Consider the following 18,940-nt stretch of genomic DNA (forward strand, 5'->3'; position numbering starts at 1 on the left):
GCCGACGATGCCCCTTCCGGACTACGGAAGGGGCGCTTGCCTTACATCACGTCGTAGGCCAGCACGTTCCACTGCTCCGGCTGGCCGGAGCTTTCCACCGAGCGCACGATCGCGCCGACGTCGGCGCCGGACACGCTGAACGGTGCGACTTCGTAATCCAGATCCTGGATTTGCAGACTGCCTTCCATAGAGTTGCTCCTGATTCGCCGGCCCGATGACATCCCGCGGCGCGCCGGCGACGCCGCGCGGATTCATTGCAGCGTCTGCAGCACCTTGCTCGCATGATCGCGGACCATCGCGCAATCGTCGGCGTACAAGCGCTCGAGCGCGCCGCGATAAGCGTCCTGGTCGTCGCGCAGGCCGTCCAGGCACATCAGGCGCATGCGCGGCGGCAGCAGCGTCGAGTCGACTACATCGGCGAACAGCGGCGTGAGTTCGTCGCCGCCGACCAACACCGCCATTTCCGCCAGCATCGACAAGCGGCTGTGGATGCTCGCCGAGGTGTAACTGAGGATGCGCGCGCGCTCTTCCCCGAATTCCTGCTCGAACACGAAGTTGTACTGGCACTTGGCGATCTGGCTTTGGTTGTTGAACAGCACGTTCAACGAGATCGACAGCTCGTCCGGCGGCGCCTGCCGGTGCACGTCGCGGTGGGCGCGGTAGAGCATGATCTTGCCCTTGGGCAGGGTCGTGACCTCCGAATCCAGGATGCGCGCGCTGTCGCCGATGGCGCCGGTCAACTCGGCCGGGTCGATCTCGGCGATGTGGGTGCGGTAGCCCGAGCCGAAATAGCCGACGGTGAGGAAATGGAAGTTGTGGTCGTGGGCGGTGTCGTACGAGTACGCGCGCTCCTCGTTCTTGCGCAAGGCGCCGGTCTGCTTCAGCGGCGACCACACGTTGGCGCGGATCATCACGTGCTTGCGCCGCGCGATCACGTAGCACTGCGGGGCGACGAACGGCGGCGGCTCGCCGTCGAGGATCGAGCGCAGCGACCGCGCCATGGTGCGCGCGACCAGGGCCGGGTCGTTGGCGTAGGCGGCGAGCACCGGCGCGGCTTCGGCGATGCTGTCCGGGTCGAGCGTATCGACCCGGCTGAAGATGAAATCGAACAGCTCTTCTTCGCTGGCCACCGTGGTCGCGGCGGCATTCAAGGTGTAGGCCATGGCGTTGTCCTTAGCGGTCAGGCGGTCGGGGCCAGGGCGGCGAGCGAACGCGTCGCGGCCCTGCGGATGTCGTCGTGCTCGTCGTCGACGGCATCGCGTAGACGCTCCAGCGCGGCCTGCGGGTCGACCTTGCCGAGCAGTTGAATGGCCGACCAGCGCACGAAATGGCGCGGGTGCCGGCTCAGTTCGAGCAAGGCCTGCGGTGCCTGCTCCGCGTCGATGGTGGCCAGGGTCTGGCCGATGCAGACCAGTTCGGAATCGCTCAGGCGCGCCGAAATGCAGCTGTCGGCGCGCAGCGTCTCGGGGTCGAAGCGCCATTGCAGATCGACCGCGCTTTGCGAGAGCAACAACACCACGATGGTCGGTTGCCGCACGTCGACCTTGAACGCGGCGTCGTCCACGCCCAGCGCCGCGGCCTCGCCGTCGGCCAGCTCGATGCGGCGGTTGAGCTGCACGCTCTGCTCGCGCTCGAAGTAAGCGTTGCGGAAGCTCTCGCCGGTGGCGTAGGTGCTCAGCTCGATGGCGCCGGCGGCGACGCCGATGCAGGCGTACTGCGAGAGGGTGAAGATGCCGCTGGACGAGCTGAAATAGCGCGACAGGTGCAGCGACCAGCCTTCGCCCGACATCAGGAACACGCCGTGCCGGCTCCACAGGCCGCCGCGGTTCCAGTTTTCCCACAGCAGCGCCTGTTCGCCGTCGCCGAGCAGGTCCGACAGCTCCTGACGCAAGCGCGCGGCGATCGCGCCCGATTGCAGCAGGGTCTGCAAGTCCGCCTGCATATCGACGATGCCGGCGATGCCGCGCTCGCCGACGCGCCGGTCGACGGCGTCCTTGAAGCGCGCGAATCTGGAATCGGCTAAAGAGCGCGATTGTGCATCCATGCATCCTTCCTTGAGTTTTGGGTTCGAACCAGCGAAACCTTCCGCGTCCTGCGGCCGCCGTCGCCCATCCATTCGGACTGGCCACGGCCTGACGACGGTTGCGCGTCGCGGAGGATCGTGGTCCAACCGCTCTCCGGACCACGTGTTTCGATCCTAACGACAAGCCGTCGCAAACGCAGCGATGCGGGGGCGACGCCGGTCACAACTCGACCGATGCATGGATCGTCGCGAACCGATGCGGCATCGCTACGTAATTACCCCTTCATTCAGGCCACCTCGTTCAGGGCCGGCAAGCTACGAATCGTTCCCCTTTGCAAAAAGGGGATGGGGGATTTACTCCCCCGGCAAGACGAGGCCATACACGCCAAACCCGCGAGATCAGAATGGCCCCAGCTCTCGCCGCTACGACCTGCCTCCGCCATCGCCGCTACAAACCCCGCCCAACAAAAAAGCCCCGCATTCGCGGGGCTTTTCGTCGACCAGGAGACCGCCGCTTACTTGCCGGCGACGACCTTGACCATTTCCAGGCACTTGTTCGAGTAGCCCCATTCGTTGTCGTACCAGCTGACCAGCTTGACGAAGGTGCCGTCGAGGGCGATGCCGGCTTCGGCGTCGAAGATCGAGGTGCGCGCGTCGCCGCGGAAATCGGTCGCCACGACCTTATCTTCGGTGTAGCCCAGCACGCCCTTCAGCGCGCCTTCGCTCTGCGCCTTCATTTCCGCGCAGATCTCGGCGTAGGTCGCGTCCTTGACCAGCTCGACGGTCAGGTCGACCACCGACACGTCCGAGGTCGGCACGCGGAACGACATGCCGGTGAGCTTCTTGTTGAGCTCCGGGATCACCACGCCGACCGCCTTGGCCGCGCCGGTACTCGACGGAATGATGTTCTCCAGGATGCCGCGGCCGCCGCGCCAGTCCTTGTTGCTCGGGCCGTCGACGGTCTTCTGGGTCGCGGTGGCGGCGTGCACGGTGGTCATCAGGCCGCGCTTGATGCCCCACTTGTCGTTGAGCACCTTGGCCAGCGGCGCCAGGCAGTTGGTCGTGCACGAGGCGTTGGAGACGATGGCCTCGCCCTTGTAGGTCTTGTCGTTGACGCCGTAGACGAACATCGGCGTGTCGTCCTTCGACGGCGCCGACAGCACGACCTTCTTGGCGCCGGCATCGAGATGCTTCTGCGCGGTGACCTTGTCGAGGAACAGGCCGGTCGATTCGATCACGACTTCGGCGCCGACTTCGTCCCACTTGAGGTTGGCCGGGTCGCGTTCCTGGGTCAGGCGGATCTTCTTGCCGTTGACGACCAACGTGTTGCCTTCGACCTTGACCTCGCCCTTGAAGCGGCCGTGGACCGAGTCGTACTGCAGCATGTAGGCCAGGTAGTCGGGCTCGAGCAGATCGTTGATGGCGACGATTTCGATGTCGTTGCCGAAATTCTGCACCGCCGCGCGCAGGACGTTGCGTCCGATGCGGCCGAAGCCGTTGATGCCTACCTTGATCGTCATTGAGGTAACTCCTGCAGCCGCCCGGGCGGGTCAAGTGGGGAAACCCCCATTCTAGCAAGGCAGGGGCTGGGTCGCAGTCCGGCCCCCATGGATGGCTCGTCACGGTCCGTCGCGGCCCGTGACCGCGTCCGCAGCGGCTTTAGGGCCTTTTTGCGGCACGTAGCAACAAGAATGGAACGCAGGTCTAGGTTTGCCGTTCTCCGGCGTACTTAGAGTGCGGTGCGGACAGACTCCTGTTCAGCAAACCTGCAAAATCGGTCTCTTCACGACCTCACAGGGGACTCAAGGAATGAATCAGCGACTGATCGGCGGCGTCCTCGCCGCCACCCTGGCCTGCGCGGCCCAGCCCGCCCTCGCCCAGCAGACCGGCAACTTCACCCTGGGTATCGGCGCTCACCAGGTCAATCCGAAGTCCGACAACGGCAGCGTGCTGGGCGGAGCGGCCGAGCTGGAAATCGGCGACGACGCCCAGCCCACCATCACCTTCGAGTACTTCATCCGCGACAACCTCGGCATCGAGGTGCTGGCGGCCGCGCCGTTCAAGCACGACATCGATATCAAGGGCGTCGGCAAGGTGGGCACGACCAAGCACCTGCCGCCGACGTTCTCGCTGCAGTACCACTGGAACAGCCGCGGCGTGGTCTCGCCCTTCGTCGGCCTGGGCGTCAACTACACGACCTTCTTCAGCGAGAAGACCACCGGCGCGCTGCGCGGCACCCGCCTCAAGCTCGACGACTCGGTCGGCGTGGCGGCCCATGTCGGCGTCGACTTCATCCTGACCGAACGCAGCTCGATCCGCGTGGATGCGCGCTGGATGGACATCCAGACCGACGTCGAGCTGAACGACCAGAAGATCGGCAAGGCCACCATCGACCCGACCGTGTTCGGTCTGGCCTACGTGATGAAGTTCTGAACGAGCAGGCCATGAGTTCGCGATCGCGGCAGGCCGGGCCTGCCGCGATCGCTATCGGCGTCGCCCGACCCGTCACGGAAAACCCTGCGGACCGCCCCGGCTTTCGCGACCCTACTCGGCGCCTGCAGCCGACCGTCCGCATGACCAAAGCCATGGCCATCGACGAGACCCGCACCTCGCCACAGTCGGACAGCGGCCGCGCTCGGCCGCTCCAGTAAAGTGGACGCCATGACTTCCACCCGCCCGCGCTCTTTCTCTAAATCCTTGCGCCGCTACTCGGCGCTGTTGCTTCTGCTGCCGCTCAACAGCCTGGCCTGGGGCCCGCAAGGGCACCGCCTGGTCGCGGCCTTGGCCTGGGACGATCTGCGCCCCGATGTGCGCGCCGAAATCGCCAGGATGCTGAAAGACGAAGCCGACCCGAGCCTGCCCGGCATCGCCAACTGGGCCGACGACCTGCGCAGCAACGACCCCGAACTCGGCAAGCGCAGCGCCAAGTGGCACTACGTCAATCTCGCCGAGGACGACTGCCGTTACGACGCCGCGCGCGATTGTCCTAAAGGCAATTGCGCGGTCGAGGCGATCCGCGCCCAGACCGCGATCCTCGCCGACCGCGGCCGGTCGCGCGACGAACGCCTGAAGGCCTTGAAGTTCGTGGTCCATTTCGTCGGCGACGTGCACCAGCCGCTGCATGCCGGCTTCGGCCACGACAAGGGCGGCAACGACTACCAGTTGCAGATTCCCGGCGAGCCCGAGCCCGTCGACGGCTACGGCACCAATCTGCATTCGCTGTGGGACAGCAAGATGTTGTCGATGCGCAGGCTCGACGACGCGGCCTATCTCAAGCGACTGCGGCAGACGCCGGCGCCGGCCGTAGGCGCGCTCGGCCTGCCGCCGGCCTCGCCGGCCTGGGCCGAAGCCTCGTGCCGGATCGTGCTGCAACCGGGCTTCTATCCCGATGGCCACAGGCTCCAACCGGCCTATGTGGAAACCTGGCGTCCGGTGGCGGAAACTCAGTTGCGGCTCGGCGGCGCGCACCTGGCCGGCGTGCTCAACGCCGCGCTCGCGCACCGCTGAGCGGGTCGCCGCCAGGAGCTTTCCGTATGTCGCCGCAGGTCTTGCCGTTCCATCATCGCGAAACCGGGACCTGGTCGTATCTGGTCGCCGACCCGGCGACCCGTGCGGCGGCCATCGTCGACCCGGTGCTCGACTATGAGGCGCGCTCGGGCCGCACCGGCCTGGACAGCGCGCAAGCCCTGCTCGATGAAGCCGCACGCCTGAGTCTGCGCATCGATTGGCTGCTCGAAACCCATGCCCATGCCGATCACCTCAGCGCGGCCCACGCCCTGCGCGAGACCATCGCCGCCGCCGGCGCAACGCCGCCGCGGATCGCGATCGGCCGCGGCATCGGCGAGGTCCGGCGCGCGTTCGCGCCGCTGTTCGGCCTGGCCGACACCGAGGCCGTCTCCGCCTTCGACCATCTGTTCGACGACGACGAAGGCTTCGCCATCGGCGATCTGCAGGCGCGCGCCATCCCGGTGCCCGGCCACACCCGCGACAGCCTCGCGTATCTGATCGGCGACGCCTTGTTCAGCGGCGACTCGCTGTTCCTGCCCGACAGCGGCACCGCGCGCTGCGACTTCCCGGGCGGCAGCGCGGCGATGCTGTACCGGTCGATACAAACGCTTTACCGACTGCCCGACGCTACCCGCGTCTTCGTCTGCCACGACTACGGCAAGCCCGAGCGCGAGCCGGCCTGCGAAACCACGCTCGGCGAGCAGAAGCGCAGCAACATCCACGTGCGCGCCGACACCGGCGAGGCCGAGTTCGTCGCCTTGCGTGAGCAGCGCGACGCCGGCCTGCAGATGCCGGCGCTGATCCTGCCGGCACTGCAGGTCAATCTGCGGGCCGGTGCCCTGCCCGAGCCCGAGGCCAACGGCGTGCGTTACCTGAAACTTCCGCTCGATCAGTTGTGAGGCTAGCCTGTGACCGATCCGCACATCCTGCGTCGCTTCGTCCCGATCGCCGCATTCGCCGCCGCATTCGCCGCTGCAAACGCGAGCGCAGCCGACCCGCATCGCCATAACGCCGAAATGCCGCCCGCGCCGACGGGCCCCATCGAGGTCGCCCTCGACGAGGCGACGATCGCGCGCTTGCCGCAGATCGTCGCGGCCGGCGAGGCCCACGGCCGCAAGCTCAGCTGCGAAGGCGTTGCCCTGCATGAGCTGCTGCGCGCCAGCGGCGCGATGCCGTCCGCCCCACTGCGCGGCGCCGACCTCGCCCGCCTGGTGGTGGTGCGCGCCCGCGACGGCTACCGCGCCGCGTTCTCGCTGGCCGAGCTCGATCCCAGCCTCGGCAACCGCCAGGTCGTGCTGAGCCGACGCTGCGACGGCACCGCGCTCTCTGCCGCCGACGGCCCCTGGCGGCTGATCGCGCCGGGCGAGTCGCGGCCGGCACGCTGGGTACGCCAGGTCGAATCGATCCGGGTGGTAGACGCGCCCTGAGCACTGGGCTGCACCCCATCGTTGCGGCAGCAACCCCCAGTGTTGCGTCGCCTGCGGACGCGCCGCCTCGACTTCGCGTTACTCTCGCCCTGACTCACACTCGACAGGTTTGCAATGAACCCGATCCGCCGTCGCTGGCTGGGCGCCCTGTGCACGCTCGGCTTCGTTTTCGCTGCCAGCGCCGCGTCGGCGCAAACCGCGCCCGCAGCTGCCGACGACGCCGCACCGATCACCGTGTTCGCCGCCGCCAGCCTGAAAGAATCGCTCGACGAAGCGGCGGCCGCGTACACCCGGGCCAGCGGGCAAGCGGTGCGCGTGTCCTACGCCGCCAGCTCCGCCCTCGCCCGCCAGATCGAACAGGGCGCGCCGGCCGATGTATTCGTCTCGGCCGACCTGGACTGGATGGACTATCTGCAGCAACGCAAACTCATCGACGCCGGCAGCCGCCGCAACCTGCTCGGCAACCGCCTGGTGCTGATCGCCGCCCAGGCCAGTACCGCCAAGCCGGTCGCGCTCAAGCCCGGCGTCGACCTGCGGCCGCTGCTCGGCGAGGGCCGCATCGCCCTGGCCCTGACCAACAGCGTGCCGGCCGGCAAGTACGCGCGCGCGGCTTTCGCCTCACTCGGTGTCTGGACCACGTTGCAACCCAAGGTCGCCGAGGCCGAGAACGTACGCGCCGCGCTGATGCTGGTCGCGCGCGGCGAAGCCCCGCTCGGCGTGGTCTATGCCAGCGACGCCCGCGCCGAGCCGAAAGTGCGCGTGCTCGCGACCTTCCCGGCCGACAGCCATCCGCCGATCGTATACCCGGTCGCCCGCGTCAGCGGCAACCGGCACCCGCGCGCGGCGGCGTTCGCGCAGTGGCTGAAGAGCCCTGCCGCGGCGGCGATCTTCCGCCGCCACGGTTTCGCGACCCTGGACTGATCGCGCGACGATGTTCGACTTCAGCCCGGCCGAACTGACCGCGATCGCGCTCAGCCTCAAGGTTGCCGCGGTCGCGACCTTGGGCAGCCTGCCGCTCGGCATCGCCATGGGCTGGCTGCTGGCGCGCACCCGCTTCCCCGGCAAACTGCTGTTCGACACCCTGCTGTACCTGCCGCTGGTGTTGCCGCCGGTGGTCACCGGCTACGCCTTGTTGATCCTGCTCGGCAGCCAGGGCACGGTCGGGCGCTTCCTCTCCGATTACTTCCACTTCAGCTTCGCCTTTCGCTGGACCGGCGCCGCGCTGGCCAGCGCGATCATGGGGTTTCCGCTGATGGTGCGGGCGATCCGCCTGTCGATCGAAGCGGTCGACCGCCGCCTCGAACAGGCCGCCTCGACCCTCGGCGCGAACCGCTGGCGGGTGTTCTTCGGTGTGACCCTGCCGCTGGCCTGGCCCGGGCTGGTCGCCGGCGCGGTGCTGTCGTTCGCCAAGGCGCTCGGCGAGTTCGGCGCCACCATCACCTTCGTGTCCAACATTCCCGGCGAAACCCAGACCCTGTCGTCGGCGATCTACGGGCTGATGCAGGTGCCCGACGGCGAATCCGGCGTGCTGCGCCTGGCCTTGGTCGCGGTGGCGATTTCGTTCGCCGCGGTATTCGCCTCGGAGTGGCTGGTGCAGCGCCAACGACGCGAGACCCACCGATGAGCGATGCCATGCCCGATCGCGACCATGGCGCGGGCGGTCCGTCGATGGACGACATCCATGTCCTCGATTTCAGCCTGCGCCGCGGCAGCTTCGAACGCAGCGTGCGCATTCGCAGCCGCCGTCGGGTGATCGCACTGGTCGGCGAATCCGGCGCCGGCAAGACCTCGCTGCTGTATGCGGTGGCCGGGCTGCTGCGGCCGCAACGCGGCCGCATCGAGATCGCCGGCCGCTGTTTGTTCGACAGCGAACGCGGCATCGACGTGCCGGCGCATCGCCGCCGCATCGGCTACGTGTTCCAGGATGCGCGCCTGTTTCCGCACCTCAACGTGCGCCGCAACCTGCTGTACGGCCTGCACGGCGAAGCGCGGCACGCGCCGCGCTTCGCTTTCGAGGCCGTCGTCGACTTGCTCGGCATCGCGCCCTTGCTCGAGCGCGATATCGCCGGCTTGTCCGGCGGCGAGAGCCAACGCGTCGCCCTGGGGCGCGCGCTGCTGTCCCAGCCGCAGATCCTGCTGCTGGACGAGCCGCTTTCGATGCTGGACATGAACCGCCGCGACGAGCTGTTGCCTTATCTGCAGCGGGTACGCGACGAGATCGCGTTGCCGATGATCTACGTCAGTCACTATCCCGAGGAAGTGCGACGCATCGCCGACGAGGTGCACACCATCGGCGCCTGAGCCCGATGGAAGCCTGCCGGCCTTGCGGGGCCGATGGCCTCAGCGCTTGACGTCGACCGGCACGAAGGTGACCGAGGCGCCCTGGAACACCGGCTTCATGCCGGAACTGCCGGCGACGAGTTCCAGAGCGCTGCGCGCCGGTATCCGATCGAACTGCAGGCTCACGCCCTTGCCGCTGTCGGCGAGCGCCTCCGGATTGGCCAGGACCAGGCCGGCCTGGGAAGCGATGCGACGGGCGACCTCGCGCGGCCTCTCGTCCGTCGCCGCCAGGGAAATCATCGGCTCGCCCGGCACCGAGTGCAGGTAGACCGATTCGGTCTTCGGTGCGTCGGCGGGTTGGCCGGCCCAGACGCCGAAACCGCTGGCCATGGCGAGCACGGCGAGCACGGCGGCGCCGGTTGCGACCCGCTTGGCCGCGGGCAAAGGTTGCTTGAGCATGAGGATCCTCTCCTTCAAGGGATGGGCTTGCGCCCAGTGGCATGCCAACGGCGAAGGGTTCGCCGCCAACAGGGTTTTCAACATCGCTTCGCCGTAGCTGCGCCGCGACCGGGGGTGGCGAGCGAGCACACGCAGATCGCAGGCCAGCTCCTGGTCGTGGCGAAAACGGCGTGCGGCGTAATGCAGCAAGGGGTTGAACCAATAAACGCAACGCAGCCAGGCGACGAAGGCATTGACATGCAGGTCGCCGCGGCGGATGTGGCTGCGTTCGTGAGTGCGGATCAAGGCCTGTTGATCGGCCGAGTAGCGCGTATCGAAATCGCGCTGCACCACGATGCGCGGCCGCAGCAGGCCGAACGCCGCCGGCAGGCCCAGGATCGCCTCGGCTTGATAGAGCCCGTCCTCGCGGCGCTCGATGCGGCCGAGTGCGCGCTGGAAACGTCGCTGCTGACGCCACACGGTTGCAGCCATGACCATCGCACCCACCGCCCACAGCACGAGCAGCCAGGGCATCGGATCGAAGCCCGCCGGCGCGGCTGCCTGCATCGGCGGCGGCATCGGCGACATGCCCGCACCGGCGGCCGCCAACGGCAGCGTTCGCGCTGCGCTGGGCAACAGCACCGCGATCATCGCCAGCGGCACCAGAGCCCAGGCGGCGTAACCGATCGCCGCACCGAAGGCACGCCGCAACCGCAGGCGCAGGCCCAACACCAGCAGCAAACCCAGACTCATCGCTACAGTGGTTTCGATCAGCACGATCATGAGTTCCTCTCCAGACCGAAGGACGCGGCCGTTGCGCGCGGGGCCGCGCGCCTGGACGCTGCGGCCGCGCCGATAACCTCAGCGCGCGTCATCGTCGAGCTCGTCGAGCAACTGACGCAGATCGGCGATGTCCTTGCGGCTGAGTTTGCGCTGCTCGCTGAAGTGCGCGACCAGGGGCGCGACGCGGCCGTCGAACAAACGGTCCAGCAGACTGCGGCTCTCGCCCATCACCCAGTCCTCGCGTTTGAGCACCGGCGCGTACAGATAACGACGGCCGTCCTTGTCGGCGCGCACGGCTCCCTTGTTCAACAGCCGGTTGAGCAGGGTTTTGATCGTCGCTTCCTGCCATTGCTGACTGTCGGCAAGCGCGGCGATGACCTCTTCGGCCGATTGCGGGTGGCGGCGCCACAACACGTCCATGACGAGGGATTCGGCTTCGCTGATCTGCATCGTTTACATCCGTAATTTTTAATGAGATTACGCCTGTAAACGGTCTTGTCAAGCCCGCCGCTTACGGAATGCGATACTGCTCGCATGACCGATCCCGCCCATTTCGATTCGCTCGACGCCGCCGTCGCTTTCCTCTACGACCGCATCGAAGGTCCGCTGCATGTCGGCGCCCCGCTCGGCCTGGGCAAGCCGCATCGGCTGCTCAATGCGCTGTACGCCCGGGCCGAACGCGAAACCGCGCGCCCCCTGCATCTGTACACGGCGCTGTCGCTGGATCCTCCTGCAGCCGGCAAAGGTCTGGAGGGGCGTTTCGTCGGCCCGTTCGCGCATCGCCATTTCGGCGACGATTTCCCGCGCCTGCGCTATGTACAGGCGCTCAAGCGCAACACCCTGCCGGCGCATATCGAGATCGAAGAGTTCTATCTGCAATCGGGCGCGCTGCTCAACGCCGTGGCGGCCCAGCGCCGCTACGCCAGCCTCAACTACACCCATGTCGCGCGCGCCCTGGCCGACCGCGGCGTCAACGCCATCGTGCAGAAGGTCGCGGCCGAACCCGGCGGCAACCGCCTGTCCTTGTCGTGCAATACCGACCTGACCTGCGATGCGGTCGACGCGATCGTCGCCCGCGGCCTGCCGCGGCCGGTGCTGATCGCCGAAGTCGATCCGCACCTGCCCTGGCTCGGCGGCAGCGCCACGGTCGATCCCCGCTTCTTCGACGCGGTGGTGACGCCGCCGGGCCCGCACCCGAAGCTGTTCGGGCTGCCGCGGCAACCGGTTGCCGACGCCGACTACGCGATCGGCTTCTATGCCAGCACCCTGGTGCGCGACGGCGGCACCCTGCAGATCGGCATCGGCACCCTGGCCGATGCGCTCTGCCATGCGCTGGCGTTGCGGCATACCGACAATGCAGCGTACTTGCGGGTGGTGAAGGCGTTGGGGATCGGGGTGGACGAGGCGGTTGCGCCGCTCGGGACCACAGCTCCGTTGCAGGGTGACCTCGCCGGAGACCGTAACGCGATGCCGCCGGTTGCGCCGCTTGGTCAAACCGCTTCCAGTGCCAATGACCTGAGCTCGGGGCGTAACGCGAAGGCGCCAGTTGCGCCGCTTGGACCATTTAGCGTCGGGCTTTTTGGATGTTCCGAGATGATCAACGAAGGGTTTCGGCGTCTCGTCGAAGTCGGCGTGATCAAGCGCAAGGTCGTCGACGATCTCGACCTCATGCGCCGGCTCGACGACGGCAGCGCGAGCGCCGAGGATCGCGCGCGGCTCGAGAACGAAGGCGAATTCTTGCAGGGCGGCTTCTATCTGGGCTCGCCGGACTTCTATCAGTGGCTGCGCACCTTGTCGGACGAACAACGGTGCGGCATCGGCATGCGCCGGATCAGCGAAGTCAACGAACTCTACGGCGGCAACGAGACGCTCGAACGCCTGCAACGCCGCGACGCGCGCTTCTTCAACAGCTGCATGATGGCCACCGCGCTCGGCGCGGCAGTGTCCGACACGCTCGACGACGGCCGTGTGGTCTCCGGCGTGGGCGGCCAATACAACTTCGTCGCCATGGCGCATGCGCTGCCGAACGCGCGCTCGGTGCTGATGCTGCGTTCGACCCGCGAAAGCGCCGGCACGACGCGCTCCAACGTGGTCTGGAACTACGCCCAGGCCACCATCCCGCGCCATCTGCGCGACGTCTACATCACCGAGTACGGCATCGCCCACCTGCGCGGCAAGACCGACGAGGACTGCATCGAGGCGATGTGCGCGATCGCCGACATCCGCTTCGCCGACGCCCTGCGCGAAGCCGCGCGCGCCTCTGGCAAGCTGGCGCCAAGCGCGGCGGAGCCGGCGTCGAACGCGCGCGGCGGCGCCAACACCCCGGATCGTTTGCGCCAATCGCTCGCCCCGTTCCGCGCCGACGGCACCCTGCCCGACTATCCGCTCGGCAGCGATTTCACCGAAGTCGAGCAACGCCTGGTCAAGGCGCTCGGCCTGCTCAAGGCCGGCACCACCACGCGCGCGGGCACCGTGCGAACCGTACTGCGGGCCTTGTTCTCCAACAGCGGCCGCGACCAAGAGGCCTTGCAGCGCATGGACCTGGAAAAGCCGGCGAGCCTAGGCGACAAACTGCAGGCGCGCCTGCTGTCGTGGGCATTGGCGCAAGGCCAGGACAGCTGAGCTCTATTCGTTGGCGCAGTGCCCAACGCCAACCCATCGAGGCGCTGCGAACCGTAAGTCCATCCAGGTTCGCCGCCGTTGCCGTTGCCGTTGCCGTTGCCGTAAAGATTTTGCGGTTGCTGTGACTGTGCGTCGCTTGGCACTAGCGACGGCTAAAGAAGACCCGGAGGGCGGCGCGCAGGGATGCGCGCCGTTTTTCATCGGGACAGGGATGTCCCGTATGAAAAATCCCTGCGAATGCATCGAACGTGCGAGCCTGTGATTCAAAAGAAAGCATTTTTCTTTGGTTACCTTTCTTTTGTTGCTTATGACAAAAGAAAGTAACCTGCCGCTTTAGTGGCGGAAGCTTTTAGCGGTTGATCTTGATCTTGATCTTGCTTAACTGATCCGCCGCGAGACTGAAACGACGCGGTCGCGGCTTGTGACCGAAGGAAATCCAGTAGGACGCCGCTCCTACTCTGACAGGCTGCGGCCGGCATCGGCGCGAGGCGGCCGGCATCGGCGCGAGATTGATTCGACGCGGTCGCGGCTTACGCCGCTCCTACAGGAGAAGGATTCGCGACGTTCCAATCCTCAAGCAAGAGCAGACCTTCCGTCAGTAGGCGCCCTGCGTCTCGCCCGCAGGCGCCCGCTTGCGCGCCGACAGGCAAGCGAACAGACGATGGCCGAGGCGAATGCCCGGCTTCTCGACGAAACGATAGGTCAACCAAGCCGCGGGAATCGCCAGCGCCAGACTGATCGCCGCACACCCGGCATACGCCGCACCCGGCGGCAGATGCTCGTACAACCGTGCGAACACGCCGTACAGCCGCGACACCACGAACGGATGCACGAGATACAGCGAGTAGCTGATCGTGCCCAGGAAGCAGGTTGCGCGATTCACCAGCAAGCGATTATTGGCCAGCAACAGACCCAGCAACATCGCACCGTAGAACAGGGCGCACTGGTACCAATCGTTCAGCCCAGGCACGGGCGGCAGCAGACGATAGAACAGCAAGGCGTTGCCGACGACACCCATCAGCAACAAGGCGATGCCGAGTGGCCGAAGAATGCGCTGCGGCCTGTCGCGCAGAGACAGCCAGAGCTGAAACAGGACACAACCCCAGGCGAATACCGGCCAATGCGTCAAGGCTCCATAAACACCGCCCAGGTGCGCGAACGGCGCCGGCAGCCCGGCCGCCCATAGCGACAGCGCGAACGCCAGTGCGAGCAACAGCACCTGTCCGAGCAGCCCGCGCACCCAGATGGCGAACAGCGGGAACAGCAGGTAGAACAGCACCTCGACGCCGATGGTCCAACTGCCCATGACGATGCCGGGCTGCCAATCCGGCGACAGGCCGAACAGCATCGATACGTTCCAGACCGTCTCGGCAACGCCGTAGCGGGCCGGCTCGCGCAGTTGGTCCTTGAGCAACATCACCGCCAGCAACACCAGCAGCAACGGCGCGATGCGGAACCACCGGCTCAGATAAAAACTGCGCAAGGCGGCGCCCGATGCGGCATGGCGCGGCCAGGTCAGGCACAACGAAAACGCACTCATGACGAAGAACAGGGCGACACCGGTGCCGCCCATGCCGACGAAAGGCAGGAGCGCCGCTGGCACGGCGAGATCGGGATCGGCCATCGCCATGACGTGATAGATCACGACATACAAGGCGGCCAGGCCGCGCAGCGCATCCAACTGGGGCAGCCGGAACTGCAGCGGCTCGGTATTGAGGTCTTGTGCCATGCCACGGCCTCGGCAGCTAAGGAAGGACACGGTCGTCGGCGCGATCCGCAGAGGGGCGTCATCCGGCTCGGTTCCGCATTGGCCCCGAGCCTCGTCATGCCGCTAGCCGGAGTGTCGTCGCACCTCGCCTTGCAGGCCCACGCCGCCAGCGGCGGCGCGGCCTGCATAACCGATCACGCCAGGTTCTTGACCGCCGACACCACGCGCTCGACGGTGAAGCCGAAGTGCGGGAACAGGGCCTCGGCCGGAGCCGACGCGCCGAAACCGTCGATGCCGATCACGTCGCCGTCCAGGCCGACGTACTTGCGCCAGAAGCCGGTGACGCCGGCCTCGATCGCGACGCGCTTGCGCACCGCATTGGGCAGCACCGATTCGCGGTATTCGAACGGCTGGCGGTCGAACACGTCGCTCGACGGCATCGACACCACGCGCACCTTGAGGCCTTCGGCGCTGAGCGCGTCGGCGGCCTGAGTGGCCAGGCCGACTTCGGAACCGGTCGCGATCAGGATCGCGTCGGGCGTGCCCTCGCTGTCGCGCAGCACGTAGCCGCCGAGCGCGATCTGCTTGACCTGCTCGTCGTTGCGCGGCTGATGCATCAGATTCTGACGCGAGAAGATCAGGCAGCTCGGGCCGTCCTTGCGCTCGATCGCCGCGCGCCACGACACCGCCGACTCGACCGCGTCGCAGGGACGCCAGACGTCGTTGTCCGGGATGTAGCGCAGCGAAGCCAGGTGCTCGACCGGCTGGTGGGTCGGGCCGTCTTCGCCGAGACCGATCGAATCGTGGGTGTAGACGTGGATCGCGTGCGCGCCCATCAGCGCGCTCATGCGCACGGCATTGCGGGCGTAGTCGCTGAACACCAGGAAGGTGGCGTCGTAGGGAATGAAACCGCCGTGCAACTGCAGGCCGTTACTGATCGCGGTCATCGCGAATTCGCGCACGCCGTAATAGATGTAGTTGGCGTTCGGGTCGTCGGTCGCGACCGACTTGCTGCCCTTCCACAGGGTCAGATTGGAATGGGCCAGGTCGGCGGAACCGCCGATCAGTTCCGGCAGCAGCGGCGCGAAGGTTTCGATCGCCATCTGCGAGGCCTTGCGCGAGGCGATGGTCGGGCCGTCGGCCTGCAGCTTGGCGATGTAGGCGTTGGCCTGGGCGAGGAAGTCGTCGGGCAGCTCGCCGTGCGAACGGCGGGTCAGCTCGGCGGCTTCGTCCGGGTAACGCGCGGCATAGGCGTCGAACAGACGGTTCCACTGGTCCTCGCGGACCAGGCCGGTGCTGCGCGAACGCCAGCCGTCGTAGATGCTTTCGGGAATTTCGAAGTCGCCGTACGGCCATTCCAGCGCGGCGCGGGTCGCGGCGATTTCGTCCTTGCCCAGCGGCGCGCCGTGCGAGGATTCCTTGCCGGCCTTGGCCGGCGAGCCGAAGCCGATGGTGGTGCGGCAGCAGATCAAGGTCGGCTTGTCGTCGTGCTTGAGCGCGGTGTCGATGGCGGTCTTGATCTCGACCGCATCGTGACCGTTGACGTTGCGGATCACCCGCCAGCCGTAGGCCTCGAAGCGCGCCGGCGTGTCGTCGGTGAACCAGCCGTCGGTGTTGCCGTCGATGGAGATCTTGTTGTCGTCCCAGAATGCGACCAGTTTGCCCAGGCCCCAGGTGCCGGCGAGCGAAGCGGCTTCGTGCGAGATGCCCTCCATCAGGCAGCCGTCGCCCATGAACACCCAGGTGCGGTGATCGACGATGCTCAACTCGGGACGGTTGAAGCGCTGTGCGAGCAGCTTCTCGCCGAGCGCCATGCCGACCGCGTTGGCCAGGCCCTGGCCGAGCGGACCGGTGGTGGTCTCCACGCCCGGGGTCATGAAGTTTTCCGGGTGGCCCGGGGTCTTGGACTCGAGCTGGCGGAAGCGCTTGAGGTCTTCGATCGACAGGTCGTAGCCGGACAGGTGCAGCAATGCGTACTGCAGCATCGAGCCGTGGCCGTTGGACAAAATGAAGCGGTCGCGGTTGAACCACTTCGGATTGTTCGGGTTGTGGGTCAGGTAGTCGTTCCAGAGCACCTCGGCGATGTCGGCCATGCCCATCGGCATGCCCGGATGACCGGAGTTGGCGGCCTGCACCGCGTCGATGGCGAGGAAACGAATGGCGTTGGCAAGGTCGCGGCGGCTGTGCGTCGTCATGGGAGTCTGCATGCTTGGGGGCTTGGAAGCCGCTCCCGACGGGACCGGCGAAGAGCCGCCATTGTCCCATCCCGGCGCCGCCGTGTCGCCCCGAACCACTGGCCGAAAGCCGCACGCCGGGCTTGCAAATGCGCGGAAAACCGCGCCGGGCCTGCTCTGAGGGCAGGATCGGCACGCTCGCCACAAGCGATCGGTGCACTCGGCCACGAAGCCCGCCGGGCCGAGCGTGCCGACTGTCGCGCCGGCGCGGCGCAAACGAAAAACCCGCCGTTCAGGCGGGTTTTTCGTGCGCTCGGGCAGCGGCCTCAGTCCGACAGGCTTTCGGCCGGCGGATCGGCGACGCCGCGCGACACCATCGCCGCGATGGCGATGTCGCCGGTGACGTTGAGCGTGGTCCGGCACATGTCGAGGAAGTGATTGACGCCGAGGATCAGGCCGATGCCTTCGGCCGGCACGCCGACCATGGCGCAGATCATCGCCACCACCGGCAGCGAGCCCGAGGGCACGCCGGCGGTGCCGATGCCGCCGAGGATGCACACCAGCATCACCATCACCTGCTGACCCAGGCTCAGGTCGACGCCGAAGAACTGGGCCAGGAAGATCACCGTGACGCCTTCGAACAAGGCGGTGCCGTTCTGGTTGGCGGTGGCGCCGACGGTCAGCACGAAGCGCGAGACGCGCCGCGGCAGGTGCAGTTCGTCTTCGGCCACGCGCAAGGCGGTCGGCAGGGTGGCGTTGCTCGACGCGGTCGAGAACGCCAGCACCATCGCCTCCTGCACGCCGCGGAAGAACTCCATCGGCGAGCGGCCGCCGATGAACTTCAGCGCCAGCGAATAGACCACGAACAGGTGGATGGCGAGCGCGGCGACGACCACCGCGACGTACTTGGCCAGCTTGAACAACAGGTCCCAGCCGAACGCCGAGGCCAGGTTGAACATGAAGCAGAACACCGCGTACGGCGCCAGCTTGATGACCAGGCCGATCAGGGTCATGGAGATGTCGAACAGGCCCTGGATGCCTTCGCGCAGGGTGTCCACCGCCTTGGAACGGGTCAGCACCATGCCCACGCCGATCATCAGGGCGAAGAACATCACCGCGAGGATGGCGTCGTTGGCGGCGGCCTGGATGACGTTGCTGGGCACGATCGAGACCAGCATCTGAATGCCCTTGGGCGCGTTGGCGCTGCCCTGGACGATGCTCTGCGCGCGCTCGGCGTTCTCGCTCATCAACAACTGGGCCTGGGCCGGGTCGACGCCGGCGCCGGGCTGGAACAGGTTGACCATGACCAGGCCGAGGATCACGGCCAGCGCCGACATCAGCACGGTCAGGCCGAGCGTGCGCCAGCCGACCCGGCCGAACGAACGGATGTCGCCCATCTCGCTCACGCCCATGACCAGCGCCGAGAACAGCAGCGGGATCACCAGCATGAAGATCAGGCGCAGGAAGATTTCGCCGGCCGGGCCGGTGACGGTTTCGGTGAGCAGCTTGAGCAGCGGGCGGCACTGCCAGGCGACGTCGGCGCCGGCCGTGGTAGCCGGACAGACCTGGCCGGCCAGTTGCGCGTAGGTAACGCTGCCGATGCCGGCGGCGTAGACGATCAGGCCGAGGACGAGGCCCGCGAGGAAGCCGATCGCCATCTTCCAATGCAACGGCAGCGGCTTGCGCGCGTTAAGGTTTTCGCTCATGAATCCGGCCTGGCCCAAACAGCGGGCAGGATACACCAGGGGCCCGCGACGGCCTTGCTGCGTCGCAGCCGCGCCGGTCGAGGCCGGCGGAGCACGAGTTGGCGGGCTGAACGGCGATCGCGGCGCCCGCTCAGCGCGCCGGCCGGTTCAGAAGGACTCGCTCAAGCCTGGCTCGCTCAGGACGGCGCGCGCGGCGGATACAGCGGCGGCAACGGCGATGCTGCCGTCTGCTCCACCTCGCGCCACGACGGGCCCTGGGCAAAGGCCTGGCG

17 protein-coding genes are annotated in these 18,940 nt (G+C 67.2%); 8 read left to right on the plus strand and 9 right to left on the minus strand.

Annotation, left to right across the window (positions count from 1 at the left end; translation table 11 throughout):
* Positions 1-41 precede the first annotated feature (41 nt).
* The 4 genes from GLA29479_RS25470 to gap all read right to left on the minus strand — a co-directional run bounded on the left by GLA29479_RS25470 (position 42) and on the right by gap (position 3,543).
* Positions 42-188, minus strand: coding sequence for a hypothetical protein (locus GLA29479_RS25470; RefSeq protein ID WP_161786128.1), 147 nt, complete (start codon positions 186-188; stop codon positions 42-44).
* Between the two features lie 63 nt (positions 189-251).
* Positions 252-1,163 (minus strand): hypothetical protein, encoded by a 912-nt coding sequence (locus GLA29479_RS21200; RefSeq protein WP_057919027.1) that lies wholly within the window; start codon positions 1,161-1,163, stop codon positions 252-254.
* 17 nt (positions 1,164-1,180) lie between these two features.
* Complete coding sequence (locus GLA29479_RS21205; protein WP_057972775.1) at positions 1,181-2,044, minus strand: HEAT repeat domain-containing protein; 864 nt, start codon at positions 2,042-2,044, stop codon at positions 1,181-1,183.
* A 494-nt stretch (positions 2,045-2,538) separates the two neighbouring features.
* A complete protein-coding gene (gap, locus tag GLA29479_RS21210) occupies positions 2,539-3,543 on the minus strand; it encodes a type I glyceraldehyde-3-phosphate dehydrogenase (RefSeq protein ID WP_057919029.1) in 1,005 nt (334 codons plus the stop codon).
* A gap of 289 nt (positions 3,544-3,832) precedes the next feature.
* On the opposite strand from gap, the gene GLA29479_RS21215 reads away from it, so the two are divergent.
* From GLA29479_RS21215 to GLA29479_RS21245, 7 genes are all read left to right on the plus strand, one after another.
* Positions 3,833-4,456 (plus strand): OmpW/AlkL family protein, encoded by a 624-nt coding sequence (locus tag GLA29479_RS21215; protein WP_057972776.1) that lies wholly within the window; start codon positions 3,833-3,835, stop codon positions 4,454-4,456.
* A gap of 228 nt (positions 4,457-4,684) precedes the next feature.
* Positions 4,685-5,530: a S1/P1 nuclease gene (locus GLA29479_RS21220; protein ID WP_082638883.1), complete on the plus strand. Its 846-nt coding sequence runs from the start codon at positions 4,685-4,687 to the stop codon at positions 5,528-5,530.
* 26 nt (positions 5,531-5,556) lie between these two features.
* Positions 5,557-6,429: an MBL fold metallo-hydrolase gene (locus GLA29479_RS21225; protein ID WP_057972778.1), complete on the plus strand. Its 873-nt coding sequence runs from the start codon at positions 5,557-5,559 to the stop codon at positions 6,427-6,429.
* A gap of 9 nt (positions 6,430-6,438) precedes the next feature.
* Positions 6,439-6,957, plus strand: coding sequence for a molybdopterin-binding protein (locus GLA29479_RS21230; RefSeq protein ID WP_057972779.1), 519 nt, complete (start codon positions 6,439-6,441; stop codon positions 6,955-6,957).
* Between the two features lie 147 nt (positions 6,958-7,104).
* On the plus strand, positions 7,105-7,878 hold the full coding sequence (gene modA / locus GLA29479_RS21235; RefSeq protein WP_425599991.1) for a molybdate ABC transporter substrate-binding protein: 774 nt from the start codon (positions 7,105-7,107) through the stop codon (positions 7,876-7,878).
* A 10-nt stretch (positions 7,879-7,888) separates the two neighbouring features.
* A complete protein-coding gene (gene modB / locus GLA29479_RS21240; RefSeq protein WP_057972781.1) occupies positions 7,889-8,581 on the plus strand; it encodes a molybdate ABC transporter permease subunit in 693 nt (230 codons plus the stop codon).
* Positions 8,582-8,625: 44 nt separating this feature from the next.
* Positions 8,626-9,258, plus strand: coding sequence for an ATP-binding cassette domain-containing protein (locus GLA29479_RS21245; protein ID WP_057973300.1), 633 nt, complete (start codon positions 8,626-8,628; stop codon positions 9,256-9,258).
* A gap of 39 nt (positions 9,259-9,297) precedes the next feature.
* Here the strand turns inward: GLA29479_RS21245 and GLA29479_RS21250 are convergent, their stop codons facing one another.
* Together GLA29479_RS21250 and GLA29479_RS21255 are read right to left on the minus strand one after the other, a co-directional pair.
* Positions 9,298-10,458, minus strand: a complete 1,161-nt coding sequence (locus GLA29479_RS21250; RefSeq protein ID WP_057972782.1) for a M56 family metallopeptidase — start codon at positions 10,456-10,458, stop codon at positions 9,298-9,300.
* Positions 10,459-10,536: 78 nt separating this feature from the next.
* Positions 10,537-10,908, minus strand: coding sequence for a BlaI/MecI/CopY family transcriptional regulator (locus GLA29479_RS21255; protein ID WP_057972783.1), 372 nt, complete (start codon positions 10,906-10,908; stop codon positions 10,537-10,539).
* An 84-nt stretch (positions 10,909-10,992) separates the two neighbouring features.
* Between GLA29479_RS21255 and GLA29479_RS25870 the strand changes: the two genes are divergently transcribed.
* Positions 10,993-13,080, plus strand: coding sequence for an acetyl-CoA hydrolase/transferase C-terminal domain-containing protein (locus tag GLA29479_RS25870; RefSeq protein ID WP_057972784.1), 2,088 nt, complete (start codon positions 10,993-10,995; stop codon positions 13,078-13,080).
* Between the two features lie 595 nt (positions 13,081-13,675).
* Here the strand turns inward: GLA29479_RS25870 and GLA29479_RS21265 are convergent.
* From GLA29479_RS21265 to GLA29479_RS21275, 3 genes are all read right to left on the minus strand, one after another.
* A complete protein-coding gene (locus GLA29479_RS21265) occupies positions 13,676-14,809 on the minus strand; it encodes an acyltransferase family protein (RefSeq protein WP_057972785.1) in 1,134 nt (377 codons plus the stop codon).
* Between the two features lie 173 nt (positions 14,810-14,982).
* On the minus strand, positions 14,983-16,983 hold the full coding sequence (tkt, locus tag GLA29479_RS21270) for a transketolase (protein WP_057919041.1): 2,001 nt from the start codon (positions 16,981-16,983) through the stop codon (positions 14,983-14,985).
* A gap of 305 nt (positions 16,984-17,288) precedes the next feature.
* A complete protein-coding gene (locus tag GLA29479_RS21275) occupies positions 17,289-18,668 on the minus strand; it encodes a dicarboxylate/amino acid:cation symporter (RefSeq protein WP_057919042.1) in 1,380 nt (459 codons plus the stop codon).
* Positions 18,669-18,940: the final 272 nt, after the last annotated feature.

It is taken from the genome of Lysobacter antibioticus, assembly GCF_001442535.1.
In the GTDB taxonomy this organism is placed as follows: domain Bacteria; phylum Pseudomonadota; class Gammaproteobacteria; order Xanthomonadales; family Xanthomonadaceae; genus Lysobacter; species Lysobacter antibioticus.